18 protein-coding genes and 1 other RNA gene are annotated in these 17,130 nt (G+C 32.8%); 10 read left to right on the top strand and 9 right to left on the bottom strand.

Annotated elements, in window-relative coordinates; all coding sequences use genetic code 11:
* Positions 1 to 10: 10 nt before the first annotated feature.
* Complete coding sequence (locus H277_RS0107515; protein WP_019974975.1) at positions 11 to 244, bottom strand: hypothetical protein; 234 nt, start codon at positions 242 to 244, stop codon at positions 11 to 13.
* Between the two features lie 76 nt (positions 245 to 320).
* Here H277_RS0107515 and kdsA point away from each other — a divergent pair, with 76 nt between their 5' ends.
* The 4 genes from kdsA to H277_RS20495 all read left to right on the top strand — a co-directional run bounded on the left by kdsA (position 321) and on the right by H277_RS20495 (position 3,744).
* On the top strand, positions 321 to 1,130 hold the full coding sequence (gene kdsA, locus H277_RS0107510) for a 3-deoxy-8-phosphooctulonate synthase (protein ID WP_019974974.1): 810 nt from the start codon (positions 321 to 323) through the stop codon (positions 1,128 to 1,130).
* Positions 1,131 to 1,201: 71 nt separating this feature from the next.
* On the top strand, positions 1,202 to 2,563 hold the full coding sequence (hemN, locus tag H277_RS0107505) for an oxygen-independent coproporphyrinogen III oxidase (RefSeq protein WP_019974973.1): 1,362 nt from the start codon (positions 1,202 to 1,204) through the stop codon (positions 2,561 to 2,563).
* A 59-nt stretch (positions 2,564 to 2,622) separates the two neighbouring features.
* Positions 2,623 to 3,159 carry a hypoxanthine phosphoribosyltransferase gene (gene hpt / locus H277_RS20500; RefSeq protein WP_019974972.1) on the top strand — a complete coding sequence of 179 codons (537 nt, stop codon included), beginning with the start codon at positions 2,623 to 2,625 and terminating at the stop codon, positions 3,157 to 3,159.
* 6 nt (positions 3,160 to 3,165) lie between these two features.
* Positions 3,166 to 3,744 carry an adenylate kinase gene (locus tag H277_RS20495; RefSeq protein WP_019974971.1) on the top strand — a complete coding sequence of 193 codons (579 nt, stop codon included), beginning with the start codon at positions 3,166 to 3,168 and terminating at the stop codon, positions 3,742 to 3,744.
* Positions 3,745 to 3,857: 113 nt separating this feature from the next.
* Here H277_RS20495 and H277_RS0107490 read toward each other — a convergent pair whose 3' ends face one another.
* The 3 genes from H277_RS0107490 to H277_RS0107480 all read right to left on the bottom strand — a co-directional run bounded on the left by H277_RS0107490 (position 3,858) and on the right by H277_RS0107480 (position 5,785).
* Positions 3,858 to 4,886 carry a quinone-dependent dihydroorotate dehydrogenase gene (locus tag H277_RS0107490; protein ID WP_019974970.1) on the bottom strand — a complete coding sequence of 343 codons (1,029 nt, stop codon included), beginning with the start codon at positions 4,884 to 4,886 and terminating at the stop codon, positions 3,858 to 3,860.
* Positions 4,887 to 4,931: 45 nt separating this feature from the next.
* The gene (locus tag H277_RS0107485; protein ID WP_146810492.1) at positions 4,932 to 5,399 is read right to left on the bottom strand and encodes a hypothetical protein; all 468 of its coding nucleotides are present in this window, start codon (positions 5,397 to 5,399) and stop codon (positions 4,932 to 4,934) included.
* 122 nt (positions 5,400 to 5,521) lie between these two features.
* Entirely contained in the window at positions 5,522 to 5,785 is a 264-nt protein-coding gene (locus H277_RS0107480; RefSeq protein ID WP_019974968.1) for a hypothetical protein, read from the bottom strand.
* Positions 5,786 to 5,923: 138 nt separating this feature from the next.
* On the opposite strand from H277_RS0107480, the gene obgE reads away from it, so the two are divergent.
* Together obgE and H277_RS0107470 are read left to right on the top strand one after the other, a co-directional pair.
* The gene (gene obgE, locus H277_RS0107475; protein ID WP_019974967.1) at positions 5,924 to 6,910 is read left to right on the top strand and encodes a GTPase ObgE; all 987 of its coding nucleotides are present in this window, start codon (positions 5,924 to 5,926) and stop codon (positions 6,908 to 6,910) included.
* Between the two features lie 23 nt (positions 6,911 to 6,933).
* Positions 6,934 to 7,254 carry a YbaB/EbfC family nucleoid-associated protein gene (locus H277_RS0107470; protein WP_019974966.1) on the top strand — a complete coding sequence of 107 codons (321 nt, stop codon included), beginning with the start codon at positions 6,934 to 6,936 and terminating at the stop codon, positions 7,252 to 7,254.
* A gap of 74 nt (positions 7,255 to 7,328) precedes the next feature.
* Here H277_RS0107470 and H277_RS18780 read toward each other — a convergent pair whose 3' ends face one another.
* On the bottom strand, positions 7,329 to 9,563 hold the full coding sequence (locus tag H277_RS18780) for a zinc-dependent metalloprotease (protein WP_019974965.1): 2,235 nt from the start codon (positions 9,561 to 9,563) through the stop codon (positions 7,329 to 7,331).
* Positions 9,564 to 9,885: 322 nt separating this feature from the next.
* Between H277_RS18780 and H277_RS0107460 the strand changes: the two genes are divergently transcribed.
* Positions 9,886 to 10,317, top strand: a complete 432-nt coding sequence (locus H277_RS0107460; protein ID WP_019974964.1) for a hypothetical protein — start codon at positions 9,886 to 9,888, stop codon at positions 10,315 to 10,317.
* Here the strand turns inward: H277_RS0107460 and H277_RS0107455 are convergent.
* The 3 genes from H277_RS0107455 to H277_RS0107445 form a co-directional block, all read right to left on the bottom strand.
* Entirely contained in the window at positions 10,278 to 11,051 is a 774-nt protein-coding gene (locus H277_RS0107455) for a rhomboid family intramembrane serine protease (RefSeq protein ID WP_033422626.1), read from the bottom strand. The two genes, H277_RS0107460 and H277_RS0107455, sit on opposite strands and share 40 nt — an antisense overlap.
* A gap of 66 nt (positions 11,052 to 11,117) precedes the next feature.
* A complete protein-coding gene (locus H277_RS0107450; RefSeq protein ID WP_019974962.1) occupies positions 11,118 to 12,104 on the bottom strand; it encodes a hypothetical protein in 987 nt (328 codons plus the stop codon).
* The gene (locus tag H277_RS0107445; RefSeq protein ID WP_019974961.1) at positions 12,101 to 12,598 is read right to left on the bottom strand and encodes a hypothetical protein; all 498 of its coding nucleotides are present in this window, start codon (positions 12,596 to 12,598) and stop codon (positions 12,101 to 12,103) included. The genes H277_RS0107450 and H277_RS0107445 overlap by 4 nt, the downstream gene beginning before the upstream one ends.
* 50 nt (positions 12,599 to 12,648) lie before the next feature.
* On the opposite strand from H277_RS0107445, the gene H277_RS0107440 reads away from it, so the two are divergent.
* The 3 genes from H277_RS0107440 to rnpB all read left to right on the top strand — a co-directional run bounded on the left by H277_RS0107440 (position 12,649) and on the right by rnpB (position 16,337).
* Positions 12,649 to 13,299 (top strand): NRDE family protein, encoded by a 651-nt coding sequence (locus H277_RS0107440; RefSeq protein WP_019974960.1) that lies wholly within the window; start codon positions 12,649 to 12,651, stop codon positions 13,297 to 13,299.
* 119 nt (positions 13,300 to 13,418) lie between these two features.
* Complete coding sequence (locus tag H277_RS0107435; RefSeq protein ID WP_019974959.1) at positions 13,419 to 15,944, top strand: ATP-dependent Clp protease ATP-binding subunit; 2,526 nt, start codon at positions 13,419 to 13,421, stop codon at positions 15,942 to 15,944.
* A gap of 83 nt (positions 15,945 to 16,027) precedes the next feature.
* An RNA gene (rnpB, locus tag H277_RS19705) (RNase P RNA component class A) lies at positions 16,028 to 16,337 on the top strand.
* Here rnpB and H277_RS0107430 read toward each other — a convergent pair.
* A complete protein-coding gene (locus H277_RS0107430; RefSeq protein ID WP_019974958.1) occupies positions 16,336 to 17,109 on the bottom strand; it encodes a LuxR C-terminal-related transcriptional regulator in 774 nt (257 codons plus the stop codon). The genes rnpB and H277_RS0107430 overlap by 2 nt on opposite strands.
* Positions 17,110 to 17,130: the final 21 nt, after the last annotated feature.

Genomic DNA, 17,130 nt, shown 5'->3' with positions numbered 1-17,130 from the left:
TTTTTTAAGATTATTTTCCAGGTTTGAAAGCGATGTAGTACGCTTGAACTAAAAATAAAATAGCATTTGGAATAAGGACTGGCCAAGCCTCAATCATAGCAGCATAAATTACAAAACATATACAACCAATTGCGTTGATAATACGAATAATTGTAATCTTTGAAAAAAAGAATGCTAGTACAATAAAGACTGAAGCAAGATAGCCAAAAATATCAGCTATACCAATGTTAGATAAAAAATCCATAAAACGATAAATAAGAATGATAAAGTATAGGCAAAATTATGAAAAATAAGTCGATAACTTTGTGTAAATTTGCACAATGATAGAAACTTTATCAAAGATAAAACACAAAGATTCGCCCAACTTCTTTTTACTTGCTGGTCCATGCGCCATTGAGAACGAAGAGATGGCTTTGAGAATTGCTGAAAAAGTAGTTAATATTACTGATAAATTGGAGATTCCTTATATTTTTAAAGGGTCTTTTAAGAAAGCAAACCGTTCTCGTATTGATAGTTTTACAGGAATTGGTGATGAAGAAGCATTGAAAATTATTCAAAAAGTAGGAGAGACTTTTGATGTTCCAACAACAACGGATATTCATGAGCCTTTTCATGCAGAAATGGCTGCAGCTTATGTAGATGTTTTGCAAATTCCTGCTTTTTTGGTTCGTCAAACTGATTTAGTCGTTGCCGCTGCAAAAACAGGTAAACATGTAACGTTGAAAAAAGGACAGTTTCTTTCTCCGGAGGCCATGAAATTTCCTGTAGAAAAAGTAACAGATTCCGGAAATAATAATGTAGCAATTATCGAACGTGGTACAATGTTAGGTTATGGCGATTTGGTCGTAGATTATCGTGGAATTCCTGTTATGCAAAATTATGCACCGGTTATTCTTGATATTACGCATTCATTGCAACAACCCAATCAAGCATCGGGCGTGACAGGAGGAAAGCCGGAATTAATAGAAACGATTGCAAAAGCTGGTATTGCTGTTGGGGCAGATGGTATTTTTATTGAAACACATCCAGATCCTAAAAATGCAAAAAGTGATGGAGCAAATATGTTGCAATTAGATTTGTTAGAAGGATTGTTAACTAAATTGGTGAAAGTTCGTCAGGCAATTCTATAAAATAACTTTAAACATAAAATTTATTAAATAATACTTAGTCAGGCTGATTAAGTATTTTTAATTTTTTAGATATGAATAATTTAATTCAGAAATATAATATTCCGGGACCTCGTTATACGAGCTATCCAACTGTTCCTTTTTGGGACAATGATGGTTTTACAAAACAAGGTTGGATAGATACTTTTCAACGATCTTTCGATGAAAGTAATGAAGAAGAAGGAATATCAATTTATATTCATTTACCTTATTGTGAAGCTTTGTGCACGTTTTGTGCGTGTAATAAACGTATTACAAAACAGCATTCGGTAGAAGTTCCGTACATTGAAACAGTTTTGAAAGAATGGAAATTGTATGTGGATTTATTTTCATCTCGTCCAAAAATTAAAGAAATTCATTTAGGAGGGGGAACACCAACATTTTTTTCTCCGGATAACCTGAAGAGGTTGATTGACGGAATTTTTGAATACGCGGAGGTTGCAGAAGGATATGAGTTTAGCTTAGAGGGACATCCGAATAACACAACTAGAGAACATTTGCAAGCATTATATGATTTAGGTTTCAGACGTATTTCATATGGTGTACAAGATTATGATATCAAGGTCCAGAAAGCAATTAATCGTGTTCAGCCTTTTGAAAATGTGAAAAGAGCAACAGATGAAGCACGTGAAATAGGTTTTACATCTGTTTCTCACGATTTGATTTTTGGTCTTCCGCATCAAACAATGGAAGGAATGACGGAAACGATTAATTTAACAAAACAATTAAACCCGGATCGTATTTCGTTTTATAGTTATGCGCATGTGCCGTGGATAAAAGGTGTTGGTCAACGTGGTTTTCATGACGAAGATTTACCCTCGCCAGAATTGAAACGTGCCTTATATGAAGAAGGAAAGAAAATGTTCGAAGAAATGGGGTATTTCGAGGTAGGAATGGATCACTTCGCATTAGAAAATGATTCGATGTATCAATCGATGAAAAATCATACGTTACACCGTAATTTTATGGGTTATTCTTCTTCTAAAACACAATTAATGGTTGGATTAGGAGTATCTTCAATCAGTGATTCCTGGTATAGTTTTGCACAAAATGAAAAAACGGTAGAGGAGTATGAAAAATCAATTCACAACGGAGAATTGTCTGTTTTTAAAGGTCATATTTTATCAGAAGAAGATTTAATTATGCGTCGTCATATTTTAAATTTAATGTGTAATTTAGAAACTTCTTGGGCAAATGAAACGATGAAATTTGATGATTTGGAACGTATCAAAATAATGTTGAAAGGCATGGTTGACGATAATTTAATTGAGTTTGTTGAAGATGGATTAATCGTCAAAGAAGAAGGTCGTCCGTTTGTTCGAAATGTGTGTATGCCATTCGATAAGAGAATGATAGATAATGAGCCTGAGACGCGAATTTTCTCAATGACAATCTAATAAATAGATAAATGTTTTAAACTTTATCAAAAAAAGTATATATTTGAATATCTCAAACAATGAAAGAAATAGAAATTCACGGTAAAAAATTTATTCCGTACATCGCTTTTGAAGAAATAGAACACGCCATCAAAAATATGGCAAACGAAGTTTATGATGAATACAAAGACGAAAGACCGATTTTTGTTGGTGTATTAAATGGAGTTGTAATGTTCTTCAGCGATTTCTTAAAACAATATCAAGGAGAATGTGAAATTTCATTCTTGAAATTAAAATCTTATGAAGGGACAGAATCAACAGGAAAAGTTCAAATTGAGATGGATATTCCGATGGATGTTGAAAATCGTCACGTAATTATTTTAGAAGATATTGTAGATACGGGGAATACGTTAATAGAATTGCACCGAATCTTGCAAGAGAAAAAGGTTAAATCATTAAAAGTAGCTACTCTATTATTTAAACCAGACGCTTACAAAAAAGACTTAAAAGTAGATTTAGTTGGAATTTCGATTCCAGATAAATTTGTAGTAGGGTATGGTTTAGATTTTGACGGATTAGGAAGAAATTTACCAGATATTTATCAAATAAAACATTAAAACAAAATGCTAAACATTGTATTGTTCGGACCTCCTGGTAGTGGTAAAGGAACACAAGCTAAATTTTTAGAAGAAAAATACCAAACTCCTCAAATTTCTACAGGAGACTTGTTTCGTTTCAATCTTAAAAATGAAACTGAATTAGGAGCTCTAGTGAAATCTTATATGGATAAGGGGCAATTGGTTCCAGATGAGGTGACAACAAATATGTTGGTTGATCATTTAGAGAATAATCCAAACCCGCAAGGTTATATATTTGATGGATATCCACGTACAACATCTCAAGCTGAAGCTTTAGACAAAATCTTAGCGGAAAAATACGATAGTGAAGTTTCTATTACATTGGCATTGGTTGTGGATGATGAAGTTTTAGTAGAGCGTTTATTAGAAAGAGGAAAAACTTCTGGGCGTGCAGATGATGTGGACGAAAAAATTATTCGTGACCGTATTACAGAGTATTACGAGAAAACTGCAATTGTTGCAGAACATTATAAAGCGCAAGGTAAATGGGTTGAAATAGATGGAGTAGGTTCTATTGAAGATATTACTGAAAAGTTGAATGCAGCTATTAAAGAAGTTTTATAAAACAATTTTATATATCATAAAAAGGATTCTCATTCATGGATGAGAATCCTTTTTTATTTGGATGTTTTTATGTCGATAAAATAAGTTTAAAAAAAATAAATAGTATTATTTTACTAATTTTCAATTAATCCTTTGCAAATATTTTTTACAATACTCGGACCTTCGTAGATAAAGCCTGTATAAACTTGGAGTAAACTTGCACCGGCTTCTAATTTTTCTATGGCATCTTCAGTACAATGAATTCCGCCAACACCAATAATAGGAAAAGCTTTGTTTGATTTTTCAGACAGGTAACGAATAACTTCTGTTGAACGATTTTTTAAAGGTTTTCCTGAAACACCTCCAGCTTCTTTTATAATTTCAGGATCAGATGTCAAACCTTCTCGAGAGATGGTTGTATTGGTCGCAATAACTCCTGCAATTTTAGATTCTACGACAATATCAATAATATCATCCAGTTGAGAATCTGTCAAATCCGGTGCTATTTTAAGCAGAATAGGTTTCGGTTGTGCATTCTGATGATTGTATTGTTGCAAATATTTTAAAATGTACAATAAAGGTTCTTTCTCTTGCAAATCTCGCAATCCGGGAGTGTTAGGTGAACTGACATTTACAACAAAATAATTGACATAATCAAACAAGGCATTAAAACATTTGATATAATCATCGACTGCATCTTCATTTGGTGTCAGTTTATTTTTTCCAATATTCCCACCAATAATATAACGTTCACGATGCGGTAAAGCTTTGATTTTTTTAACAGCATAATCAACACCTTTGTTATTGAATCCCATTCGATTAATAATCGCTTCATCTTCTACCAAACGAAACATACGAGGTGTATCATTTCCAGGCTGAGGTTTTGGAGTAACTGTTCCAATTTCAATAAAGCCAAATCCGAAGTGGCTCAATTCTTCGATATATTCAGCATTTTTATCAAAGCCAGCAGCTAAACCAATTGGGTTTTTGAATTTGATACCAAAAACTTCTCGTTCTAAGTTTGGATGGTTGTATTGATAAAATTTATCTAATAATTTTCCAACTCCTGGAAACGAGGCATAATTTTTAAGGTTACGCGTGACAAAGTGATGTGCATCTTCAGGCTGTAATTGAAATAGAATTTGTTTGATTTGTTTGTACATGCAGCAAAATTAATCAATCCTATTCATTATAAAAATATGATTTGATTACTTATTTTTTGCAATTGATTGTATTGTACCAATAGGTGAGATTTCTATAGTTTTTTGACCTTTTACAACATAAAAATAATATAGACTATTGGTGTTGATTAAATAAATTTCTTTTTTCTCTCCAGAATTAAAAGTTAAGGTTTGTCCATATTTTTCGAATTTTAAATCTCCATTTTTTATTCTTTTCGATAAAAAATTTCCACCACCTATCCCAAATCCTAAGAAGAAACAAATCAGCATGGCAAAAAAGAATCCAATTAAATTTTGATCAATTTTCTTCATAAATTCTTCTTTAGATATGTTTTCTGTTTCTTTAATCTTGTAATATTTTTTTATGAATTTCTTTTCTGGATGATTCAAAGAATATTTTTTGAAAAAATAGAGTAGAAGGACAAGAACAATAAAAAATAAAAGCAGGAATGGATGTGCTGTGATTTCTGCAATTGGACTAATTAAAATATCCATAATGCTCGAAAATTTCAGAATATTAATGTCTAATTGATAGTAAAAAATAGATTCCTTAATAATTCCCATGATGACTAAATAAATATAACCAAAAGGAAGTAAACGCTGTAGATGCTCGTTGTTCATAAATTTTTAGAATTATTTTTACGAGATTTAAATTCTTTGTTAATCATAGAAAATCGAGTCATTAATGGCATGAAAGCAATAGAAGTTCCACATCCTACTGCAATTAAAGCATAATTTTTTGTTTTTATCGCAGAGTAAATTAGAAATATAAAGACAATTAGCATAAAACTTCCAAGTGTCATCACAATAGTTTTTGTTTGTTTTTGAGTTGTTCGAAGTTCCTCATCCGTATATTCAGATAGATTTTTTTTAGTATTCATATTTATGAGTTAATTAATTGAATAAATATAAATAAAAATCTGGGGCATTATAAATTATTCATTCAAAATAGATAATACAAGATTTTAATAAACAAATTAGAAATCGTACTTTTGCAGACTAATTAAAAGAGAAAAAATATGCAATCAAATTTTGTTGACTACGTAAAAATAAATTGTAGAGCCGGACATGGAGGTGCGGGTTCAGCAAGTTTGCATCGCGAAAAATATATTGACAAAGGAGGACCGGACGGTGGTGATGGTGGACGTGGAGGAAACATCACACTTTTAGGAAACTCTAACCTTTGGACATTGTTAGAATTTCGATTCAAAAAACACTTCCGTGCACAACATGGAGGACGTGGTGGTAAATCTCGTTCTACCGGAGCTGATGGTGAAGATATTATTTTGGAAGTTCCAATCGGAACGATTGCAAAAGATGATGAAGGAAATATCATTGGTGAAGTAACGGAAAATGGACAAAAATTAATTATCGCAAAAGGAGGAAAGGGTGGTTTAGGAAACTGGCATTTCCGTTCTGCTACTCGTCAAACTCCTCGTTATGCACAGCCAGGGTTGGAAGGAGAAGAGCGTCAAGTTACTTTAGAACTTAAGATTCTAGCAGATGTTGGTTTAGTCGGTTTTCCAAATGCTGGAAAATCAACATTGTTGTCTGCTGTTTCAGCTGCAAAACCGAAGATTGCAGATTATGCTTTTACAACTTTAACACCTAATTTAGGAATTGTAGAATACCGTAATCATCAGTCGTTTATTATGGCAGATATTCCTGGTATTATAGAAGGTGCAGCAGAAGGAAAAGGACTTGGACATCGTTTTTTACGCCATATCGAACGTAATTCGAATTTATTGTTCTTAATTCCTGCAGATGCTGAAGATTATAAAAAGGAATATGAAATTTTGTTGAATGAATTGCAGAAGTTTAATCCTGAATTATTAGATAAAGGAAGGGTTTTAGCAATTTCTAAATCGGATATGCTAGATGCCGAATTAGAAGCAGAAATTAAAGCGCAATTACCAACTGATGTCGATACAATATTTATTTCATCAGTATCCGGAAAAGGAATTACAGAATTGAAAGATTTATTGTGGAAAAAACTACACGAATAATTAATTATTAAAGATAAAAACAAATGTTTGGAAATTTTGGAGACATCATGGGAATGATGGGAAAAATCAATTCATTTAAAGATAAATTCTCTGATCTGAAGAGTGAGTTAGATGGCGAAATTTTTACGACGACTTCTAACGACGGAAAAGTAAAAATTACCATGTCGAAATTGGCTACTGTAAAAGATATTGAACTTGCAGAAGGAATGGAGAAAGAAGAGATTGAAGATTTAGTCGTGATGACGTTAAACAAAGCGTTGGAACAAGTGAAAAATGAAGCAATCGACAGAGCAAAGAAAACGGCTCAGGAAAATTTACCGAATATTCCGGGAATGCCTTTTTAAGTGAAAGATTAAAAAATATAAAAACCCCTGAAAATTAATTTTTCAGGGGTTTTATTATTATAGATAACTTAGTGTTATTTTATAATTAATTTCGAAGTGTTTTCTCCTTCATTTGATGAAACTCGTACGAAGTAAATTCCACTAGGTAATTTTGTGTTAATCTGTTTTTTGAAATTTCCGATAGCATCTGCCGTAGTAGCATACACTACTCGTCCATTTACATCTAAAATATCGATTTTAACACTTCCTGTAATTTTTTGCTCTATTGTAAAAGTTCCATTTGATGGATTAGGATAAAGTTTAGATTCTTTTGCTACTACATCTTTTGTTGCTAATACTTCAGTTTCAAATTTCTTAACAGCTAAGAAAATATTATCCACTGCTTCTATCATAACATAACCTTTTGTAACAGAAACTGCATCTTCCGGCATTGCAAAAGTAGCAGAACCATTATTATCCACGATTCCTAATTCTTTGAAAGAATTTCCTTCATCCCATGAAATAGAGACTTTAACTTTTGTGGTGTTAACTGGAGCAAGATTTGTATTGGCAACATCCCAAGTAACTGTAAATTCATCAGTGTTGATGGCTAATTTTTCAGGAGATGTAATAACAAAAGGTCCTACATTCGCTGTAGCTATTACTTTGACAGTCTCTGTGTTCGTTTGAGGTCCTGTAATATTGTAATCTCTTGCTGTTACAGTGAAATCATATGTTCTGGGAACAGATGTTAACGATTCCCACACAGCATTACCAGTTCCAGTATGAATCAATCGATTATTCAGAATACTAGTGAAATTAGGAAAATATCTGTACGATTCTTTTACAGGTTTGAAAGATCTAAAGTTAGGACCTATAGTTTTAGTCCCTTTAACTCTACTGTTTTCATTTGTTGTAGAAGAGTTTCCTGAATTATTTTGTTCCCATGTAGTTAAAAAAGCATCATTTTCTGCATCAGAGATTGCTGCATCTAATTTAAAGGCTGTACCAACAGGAATATTATAAAGTGATTTAGCTAATTCTATTTTTGGAGGTGTATTAAAAATAGGTTTTTCTATACCACACGTTTTATTTTTTAAATTATTTTGAACCTGTTGAATACTTCTATAGGTAAAATAATCGTCTGAATGGGCTTGAACATTAAAATAAGTAATACCAGCGTATCCCATAATGGTTGAACCTGAACCCGGTTCCACATTAACACCGGTACCTTCATTTCGATATGAATACGTATGATTCGCTCCGATTTGGTGGCCTATTTCGTGTGTCACGTAATCGATATCAAAACTATCGCCTTTTGGCAAACCGCTACCAGGAGATGTAAACCCACTTCCTTTTCCTTGAGGAAAAGCAGTTTCACATATACAACCTATACAACCGGCATTTCCACCACCTCCGTCGTGTCCAAATAAATGCCCGATATCGTAGTTTTGCTCTCCGAAATTGTCACGTAAATTACGCTGCAGTTCTACATTCCAGACAGATGCGTATTCAGGGTAACCTCCATATACTGGATCATCATCAAGACCTACATCAGAAGGAGAGTAAGGGTCTGTCTCAGGATCTAAGTAAATAAGCTTTTGGACATCGTCAGCAAAAACGAAATTGATTGCCATGTCTTTTTCAAAAATACCATTTACACGAGTCATTGTATTATTCATGGCTTCAAGAGATTTTTCTAATGTTCCGCCAAAAATTTGACTATATTCTCCTGTGACTGATAAAGCTAAACGATATGTCCTGAATTTCTGATCGTTACTTTTTGCATCAATCTTTTCAGCTGTTTTATGCGTTGCATGATCTTCAGGAGTAGAGCAATTAAAATCATTTTTCCCATTTTTAGAATGTACTTCGAAAAACTTACCATCGTTTGAATAAGTTTCCAAAAATTCAGACTTGTCATGAGCTCTGAAAATTGTTGAACTAATTCCCGAAGGCCCTGTACTAAAGCGTAAGTATGCTGAAGGGTCTTCTAAACTTTTTCCGACATAAGAGCGCAAGTTCGGGTATTTCGCTTGATCTTTTGCTGAAAAATTAGAAGCTTCCCAAATTTCAAAGCGTTCAACAGTACCATTGGCATTAGGCATGCTAATTACTGTCCCTCCTTGATTTGTATTACGAGAAGAAACATTTACTAATTTTTGATCTAATGTTCTTCGATCTAATTTAAAAATTTTCTGGTTCCTTTTATCCTGATATTCTTTTCTGGCAGTTGGATAAGCTTCAGATTCACTGACTAGCGTCCAGTTTTGTCCAAAAGAATAATTTGAGGAAAGTAAAAGAAATAAATAAAATATATTTTTTTTCATAAGTACTTTAAATTTAGACAAAACTATCTTAAAAAAATTAACAAACAAAGTAAAAAGAATAAATATTTATAATTAATCTAAATAAAAATAATGAATTTTGTATTTTAGTTTAGTGTATATCAATAGAATGAAAAGGTCAATTTTATTTAGTTGACAAACTGCTTTTTTACATCAAATGAAAAAAAAGAAAATTATACGATATTCTTTAATAAATTGAATCTGAGAGTAAAAGGTTTGGTGAAAGATGATCGAAAGTAATACAAGGAAAAATTTTGAGTGATCAGGAGTATTTTTTGATTAAATTAGAAATAAAATACAAGACATGTTAAAAATAAATACACTAACAGTTATGTTATTCATAATAACGAGCTGTTCTACAAATAATAAGTTGATCGAAAATGATTTGAAAACTATTGAAGTTACAAGAAATCAATCAACAAGAGGAAATAGTGAAAGTCAAATTATTAATTTCGAGAAAACATACATTATACATAATTCTGATACAATTATTCGACAAACAAAAAGTGAAGATTGGAAGAAAATAAAGCATCTATTACATACGGTTAATCTACCTGCATTGGAAAATATTGTTGTTGACAAGAGTGCACAAAGACATCAATTTGATGGGGCACCAATTGTTAATTTGTCTGTAAAAGAAAACGATAATAATTATTATTCTCCTGGTTATGATGCTGGAAGAGCACCGAAAGAAATTTATGAATTGGATATGTTTTTGAAATCATTGTCAGAATAATCTTCTTTTTCTTCTAACGATTGTAAATATTCAGCTCTTAATCGCTCTTGCTCTTGGTAGACTTCCCATAAACGATCGGCTTGTGGATCATAATAATTTTCTTGATCCCATTTAGGCGTTTCTTTTTGCGGACCAATTTTTCTAAATAGAAAGGCGAAAAAAGCACCTGAAATAAAACCACTCAAATGTCCTTCCCAAGAAATAGAATTACTTCCTACTTCTGATTTTAGTTGAGGTAATATTTCTTGAGGAACCATTCCCCAAATCATTCCTCCATATAATAAAATAATGATTAATGAGATTGCCATTAAACCTCTTTCTTTGCGGATAATTCCACTAAAAAAAATAAAAGAAGCGAGTAAGTAGACAATAGAACTTGCTCCAATATGGCAACTTACATGATCATCTAAAAAAGGTGGATTTCCAATTAGCCATAAAATAATTCCGGATAAAATCCATCCAAAGAAAATAACATAATAAGCCAGTCTATCATACATTAACAAAGCGATGAAACTTAGAAATGCCAAAGGAAATGTATTGCTTATAATGTGCTTCCAGCCAGAATGGAAAAGAGGAGACAATAAAATACCTTTTAATCCTACAAACGTACGTGGAATAACACCGTAACAGTCATCAAGATTATATCCATTCTGTTGAAATAAAAAAATAATCCACATAGGGATAAGCAATAATAGTGGAATTACAATTGTTTTTTTCGGAAATGGATAACTCATAAAATTGGTTTCAAAAACTTCTTTCAATCATTATTCCTTTTCGGATAAACTGCCAATTTTGGTAAATCAGGATTGATATCGTTTGAATAATTCTTTTGCAAGCAACTTCCAATCGGTCCATTTTACACCTAATTGATGGTTTTGAATGGCAATTTTATGTTGATAATTTAAATGTTTAATAACTTCTTTATAGGCTTTTAGCAAATGAAATGAAGGATCGTAAATATGTGTCGCTTCCGAATTGGCTCCGTTAATTTCGAGTATGACAAAATTTCCGTTCTGGAAATCTTCCAAACTTTTTGCTTTCAAATCGATGCGTCCATAATAAAAGCCTTCAATTTTTTGCGCAACATAATCGATTGTTTCTTCTAGTTTTTGAGTTTTTAAAGAAGAGCCGTCCAAAAAAGTTGTTCCTCTACTGTGATTACCAATTGGTTCTACCAATAGTTTTTCATCTTTATTGAGGATTGAATTTAGCTCACTTTGATAGCGCTTGAACAAATATTCTTTTCTGTAAAATGCTCTTAAATTTTGCTCAATTAATTCCTTCAATGTTGATGTTCCATTTCCTGTAAATGTCAAAAAATTTTTTGCAGTAATTGAAATGATTTTTCCTGTTTTTTCTTTCGGCATTCGAACATAAAAAACACCAAATTCCATAGTAGACTGGATGTATTCCTGTAAAATTAAATTCCGATTATTTTGTTCTAAATAAGAGAACCAATCGGTAGTGTTTCGAATTAATTCCACTCCAATTCCACGTTCTCCAGTGTTTGGTTTTGCGACAAATGGAAAGTTGAATGGAATATTTTGCGTAGTAAATTCTTCGAAAAAAAAAGTTTTTGGTTTATAATTTTCATCAATTTGATTCAGTAAATCTATTTTTGAATAATCGATAAAACCTCCCCATTTCATATTGGGATTGACTGAGCAAAAATAGGCTGGCGCACCTGCCTGAAAAATTTTGTAAATGTACCAAGGTGTCAATGGTCCATAAAATAACCAGAATGGCCAAAATTCGTATTGTGTCCACTTCGCAATTTTTGGATTCATTTTTCAAGATTTTGAAAAGCAATGGTTGATGAAGCAACCCCAAAATTATGAGGAATTTTAATTGCAGGAAGATGAGTTCCAATCGCAATTTTTATCAAGGCAAAATGATGAACGCTATGATCAAAGCAATACATCAATTCGCGATAATTTGTTGTAGGAATCGTGAAATTTTCGCCGTAATAATTTTGTCTTAATTGAATTGATGTTTCTAAATTTAAACGTTCAATATTCAATTTTAAATTATTTAATGTACGTAGAGTTTCAACAACAGAAGTTTCCAGTATCCGGTTACGTTTTCTGTCATCGTAACAAATATAACCGCTTTTTTGCGCATCAATAAAGCAATCGTAAAACTCGATGATATGACGAAAATGCTGGCCAACAGAAGCGTTAGAAATAACGTTCAATTCTTTTTGATAGGACGTATCGTCAAATTGCAAAAGAATGAATTTCATTTCATCAAAAGAATGTGATATGGTTTTCTGAATACTCATAATTCTTTGCAAAGATAAATTTTTACATTTGAAGTAAATTGAAAAATGAGATGTGTATAGTCAGTTTTTATAGAAATGAAGAAGAATTCGTGTTATCACATAATCGGGATGAGGAAATTAACCGTTCTTCTTCCAAAGAAATTATAGAACAACAGCGTTTTGAAAAAACGTATTTTTCTCCTGTGGACGAACGCGCAAGAGGGACTTGGATATTTTATTCGGAACAATATGTTGCTTGTATTTTGAATGGAGGAGAAGAAAAACCGGTCTCTTTTAAAGAAAAATACAGAGAAAGCAGAGGAATTATACTTCTAAATTTACTGAAATATAAATCTGTAAATGAGTTTATTAAATCGGAAAAATTGTCAGATATTGCTCCTTTTACAATTTTTGTTTTTGAAAGACCAACTAAAAATGCTTATCTTTTGTTTTGGAATGAAAAAGAATTGAAAGTAAAAGATGTGTCGAAGGAAAAGGTTGTAACTTGGTGTTCATCTACACTGTATACTCCTAAAAGAAGAGAAGAAATCGATCATATTTTTAAATCAAGTGGCTCTCTTTCTTCAAATGATATTTTTGAATTGCAGAACCGATTGAAAATGAACAGAGGCGATTTATATGATTTTCTGGCGACGACATCTATTTCTCAAATTGTTATGAATTCTTTAAGAATTGATATGAAATATTGTCAGCTATTTTGAAATTAATAGACAATAATTCGTTATTTTAAGGATTCATTAAATCATTTCGGACATAGGCATAATTTATGCTATAGTCTATCAGAATAATTATATTTGTTAAAGACAGCTTAAATAATAAAATGAACGATAATTTCTCACAACAAGTAAAAGACGTTATTTCTTATAGTAAGGAAGAAGCGTTGAGATTAGGCCACGACCAAATAGGAACGGAACACCTTCTGTTGGGGATTATTCGCGACGGTGAAGGGAAAGCCATTTCTGTCTTAGAAGCATTGAATGTTGATTTGGACGAGATGCGTCAAAAAATAGAAAACCTTAACCCAGCTAAAGAAACTCCTGGAAATAATATAAAGAATTTGAGTTTGACAAAGCAAGCAGAAAGAGCGTTGAAAACAACATTCTTAGAAGCAAAATTGTTTAAAAGTCCAACTGTAAATACAATCCATCTGTTATTGTGTATTCTTCGTAACGAAAACGATCCGATTACAAAATTGATGAATAAATTGGATATCGATTATAATACAGTTAAGGAAGAGTTCAAATTTCAATTTCAGGACGAAGAAATCCAGTCGCCTCGTGCCGAAAATCCTTCTTTTGATGGAGGAGATGCAGACAACGATTATGAAAAAGCATCTGCAAGTAAATCTACGTCAAAAAGTAAAACACCTGTTTTAGATAATTTTGGACGTGATCTAACTGCGATTGCGCAAGAAGGAAAATTGGATCCTGTTGTTGGACGAGAAAAAGAAATAGAACGTGTTTCTCAGATCCTTTCTCGTCGTAAAAAGAACAATCCATTATTGATTGGAGAGCCAGGTGTAGGTAAATCTGCTATTGCAGAAGGTTTGGCATTACGAATTGTACAACGTAAAGTTTCGCGTGTACTATTCAACAAACGTGTGGTAACTCTGGATTTGGCTTCATTAGTTGCCGGTACAAAATACCGAGGGCAGTTTGAAGAACGTATGAAAGCCATCATGAATGAATTAGAGAAAAATGATGACATTATTCTTTTTATTGATGAATTGCATACGATTGTTGGAGCAGGAGGAGCTACAGGTTCTTTAGATGCTTCTAATATGTTCAAGCCTGCTCTAGCGCGAGGAGAACTACAATGTATTGGTGCAACAACGTTAGATGAATACCGTCAATATATTGAGAAAGACGGCGCTTTGGTTCGTCGTTTTCAAAATGTAATGGTTGAACCAACTACGCCGGAAGAAACGTTACAAATTTTGCATAACATCAAAGATAAGTATGAAGCGCATCATAATGTAAATTATACAGACGAAGCGTTACAAGCTTGTGTTAATCTGACAACACGTTATATTACAGATCGTTTCTTACCAGACAAAGCAATTGATGCTTTAGACGAAGCTGGTTCTCGGGTGCATATTAAGAATATTAAGGTTCCGCAAGAAATTTTAGATCTTGAAGCGAAACTGGAAGAGGTTCGCGAAGAAAAAACGAAAGTTGTAAAATCTCAAAAATATGAAGAAGCAGCTCGTTTACGCGATTCTGAAAAACAAATTGAAAGCGATTTAAAGCGTGCTCAAGCACAATGGATGCAAGAGTCGAAAGAGAATAGAGAAACGGTTACTGAAGAAAATGTAGCGGAAGTTGTTTCGTTGATGTCAGGTGTACCGGTGCATCGTATTGCAGAGAAAGAATTGAAAAAATTAGCTCAAATGAACGAGTTAATGAAAGGAAAAGTAATTGGTCAAGACGAAGCGGTGGCAAAAGTTGTGAAAGCAATTCAGCGTAATCGTGCAGGATTGAAAGATCCTAACAAGCCAATTGGTTCATTTATTTTCTTGGGAACGACAGGAGTTGGTAAAACACAATTAGCAAAAGTTCTAGCAAAAGAGATTTTTGATTCTAACGATGCATTGATTAGAATTGATATGTCTGAATACATGGAGAAATTTGCTGTTTCTCGCTTAGTAGGAGCACCTCCAGGCTATGTTGGTTATGAAGAAGGTGGTCAATTGACAGAAGCCGTTCGCCGTAAACCGTATGCTGTAATTTTGTTAGATGAGATTGAAAAAGCACATCCGGACGTTTTCAATATCTTATTACAAATTTTAGATGATGGTCATGTAACAGATAGTTTAGGGCGTAAAGTAGATTTCCGTAATACAATTATCATTTTGACATCTAATATTGGTACAAGACAATTAAAAGAATTTGGCGATGGTGTTGGATTTGGAACTTCTTCGAAGAAAGATTCTGCCGATGAACGAGCTAAATCAACAATTGAAACGGCATTGAAACGTGCTTTTGCACCAGAATTCTTAAATCGTATTGACGATATCATCTTCTTTAATTCTTTAACGAAGGAAGATATTATGAAAATTATCGATATAGAATTAGCGAGTTTGATTGAACGTTTAACAGCTTTAAATTACCATATCGAATTAACAGAAGAAGCGAAGAATTTCATTGCTGATAAAGGATTTGATAAAGATTATGGAGCGCGCCCATTGAAACGTGCAATTCAAAAATACATTGAAGATCCAATGGCAGAAGAAATCATCAATGCTGTAATTAGTGAAGGAGATCAATTAATTCTTGACTTAAATGAGGCAAAGGATGGGGTTAAAATTTCTGTAAAAGGAAAAGCAAAAGAAGAAAAATCAGAGTAATATCTAAGTTTCTATAAAAGAAAGGCTTGAACAAAATGTTTGAGCCTTTTTTTATTTTGCTAACTTTTACCGTACATTTGCGCTTAGCAAGCCACTTTGTCGCTTCAAATTTATTTGAAGAGGAAAGTCCGGGCTCCACAGAGTAAGCATAGCGGGTAACGCCCGTCCGTCGGAAGGCGAGGACAAGTGCAACAGAAAGTATGTACAGTTCGGCTGTAGTGAAACCAGGTAAACTCTATGCGGAGCAATGCCATGTATACCAGCAGTTAAGAGCTACTCGTTCGTTGCTGGGGGGTAGGCAGATAGAAATTTAAGGTAACTTAAATCCTAGATAAATGACAAAGCATTTTAAATCTAAAATGACAGAACCCGGCTTATCGGCTTGCTTTTTCTACTTTTTAAAATAAAGACTGAATAGTTCTGAAGTGTTAGAACAATCGTTTTTCTTCAACATATTTCTTCGATGTGTATCAACTGTATGTTTACTCAGTCCTATGGCATCGGCTATATCCTGACTTGTATAACCTTTGACCAAATATTCAATAATTTCCTTTTCCTTTTTTGTTAATTGAAGCGCTGAATTTATAGTCGAATTTAAAAGACTGTTTAAACCGTTTTTAATACTGTAAATATGCATTTTAGGAGTGCCTGCAACTTTTAATAGAGTAATATCAGTAGCTAAGCAAATAACACGGTTTGGAAGGAGATTTTTACCCAATTCATAAAAGAAGTGCTGAAGATGGATTTGATGAACACCTCCGTTAATATCGATCACACGAAAATCATAGGTGAATTTATAATTGGTTCTTTCTTCCGGGATGATTTCCATACTGAAATTTGAAATTTTTTTCTGAATATCAATCACATATTCTAAATCTTCAGGATGAACCATTTGAACACACAATTCAGCACTATACTCATCTGTTCGATAACCTAACATCGATTCTGCTTGAGGAGAAACATATTCAAAAGTACCTTTATTTGGATTGATGATATACATAAAATATTCTCCAATAGAAAGACTTCCATAGACTTGTAAAAAATCGTCAATCGTTTTAAAATTATTCTTCTCTACAGAATTAATTCTTTTCTCAGTATTCTCGCTCCAAAATTTTTTTACGGTACGGACGTACTCCTCGAATGATTTCTGACCTTTTTTTTTCATGAATAAACGTTCGTTAGTTTA

Origin of the sequence: Empedobacter brevis NBRC 14943 = ATCC 43319 (assembly GCF_000382425.1) — a bacterium.
In the GTDB taxonomy this organism is placed as follows: domain Bacteria; phylum Bacteroidota; class Bacteroidia; order Flavobacteriales; family Weeksellaceae; genus Empedobacter; species Empedobacter brevis.
This window is presented reverse-complemented; position numbering and strand designations above follow the sequence as displayed.

Coding starts and splice junctions, on each gene's coding strand:
- H277_RS18780 (WP_019974965.1), bottom strand. CDS start 9,563: ATGAAAAAAAATATATTTTATTTATTTCTTTTACTTTCCTCAAATTAT.
- H277_RS0107485 (WP_146810492.1), bottom strand. CDS start 5,399: ATGGATATTTTAATTAGTCCAATTGCAGAAATCACAGCACATCCATTC.
- H277_RS0107440 (WP_019974960.1), top strand. CDS start 12,649: ATGTGTATAGTCAGTTTTTATAGAAATGAAGAAGAATTCGTGTTATCA.
- obgE (WP_019974967.1), top strand. CDS start 5,924: ATGCAATCAAATTTTGTTGACTACGTAAAAATAAATTGTAGAGCCGGA.
- H277_RS0107480 (WP_019974968.1), bottom strand. CDS start 5,785: ATGAATACTAAAAAAAATCTATCTGAATATACGGATGAGGAACTTCGA.
- H277_RS0107470 (WP_019974966.1), top strand. CDS start 6,934: ATGTTTGGAAATTTTGGAGACATCATGGGAATGATGGGAAAAATCAAT.
- H277_RS0107435 (WP_019974959.1), top strand. CDS start 13,419: ATGAACGATAATTTCTCACAACAAGTAAAAGACGTTATTTCTTATAGT.
- H277_RS0107490 (WP_019974970.1), bottom strand. CDS start 4,886: ATGTACAAACAAATCAAACAAATTCTATTTCAATTACAGCCTGAAGAT.
- H277_RS0107515 (WP_019974975.1), bottom strand. CDS start 244: ATGGATTTTTTATCTAACATTGGTATAGCTGATATTTTTGGCTATCTT.
- kdsA (WP_019974974.1), top strand. CDS start 321: ATGATAGAAACTTTATCAAAGATAAAACACAAAGATTCGCCCAACTTC.
- H277_RS0107450 (WP_019974962.1), bottom strand. CDS start 12,104: ATGAATCCAAAAATTGCGAAGTGGACACAATACGAATTTTGGCCATTC.
- hpt (WP_019974972.1), top strand. CDS start 2,623: ATGAAAGAAATAGAAATTCACGGTAAAAAATTTATTCCGTACATCGCT.
- H277_RS0107430 (WP_019974958.1), bottom strand. CDS start 17,109: ATGAAAAAAAAAGGTCAGAAATCATTCGAGGAGTACGTCCGTACCGTA.
- H277_RS0107445 (WP_019974961.1), bottom strand. CDS start 12,598: ATGAGTATTCAGAAAACCATATCACATTCTTTTGATGAAATGAAATTC.
- H277_RS0107455 (WP_033422626.1), bottom strand. CDS start 11,051: ATGAGTTATCCATTTCCGAAAAAAACAATTGTAATTCCACTATTATTG.
- hemN (WP_019974973.1), top strand. CDS start 1,202: ATGAATAATTTAATTCAGAAATATAATATTCCGGGACCTCGTTATACG.
- H277_RS20495 (WP_019974971.1), top strand. CDS start 3,166: ATGCTAAACATTGTATTGTTCGGACCTCCTGGTAGTGGTAAAGGAACA.
- H277_RS0107460 (WP_019974964.1), top strand. CDS start 9,886: ATGTTAAAAATAAATACACTAACAGTTATGTTATTCATAATAACGAGC.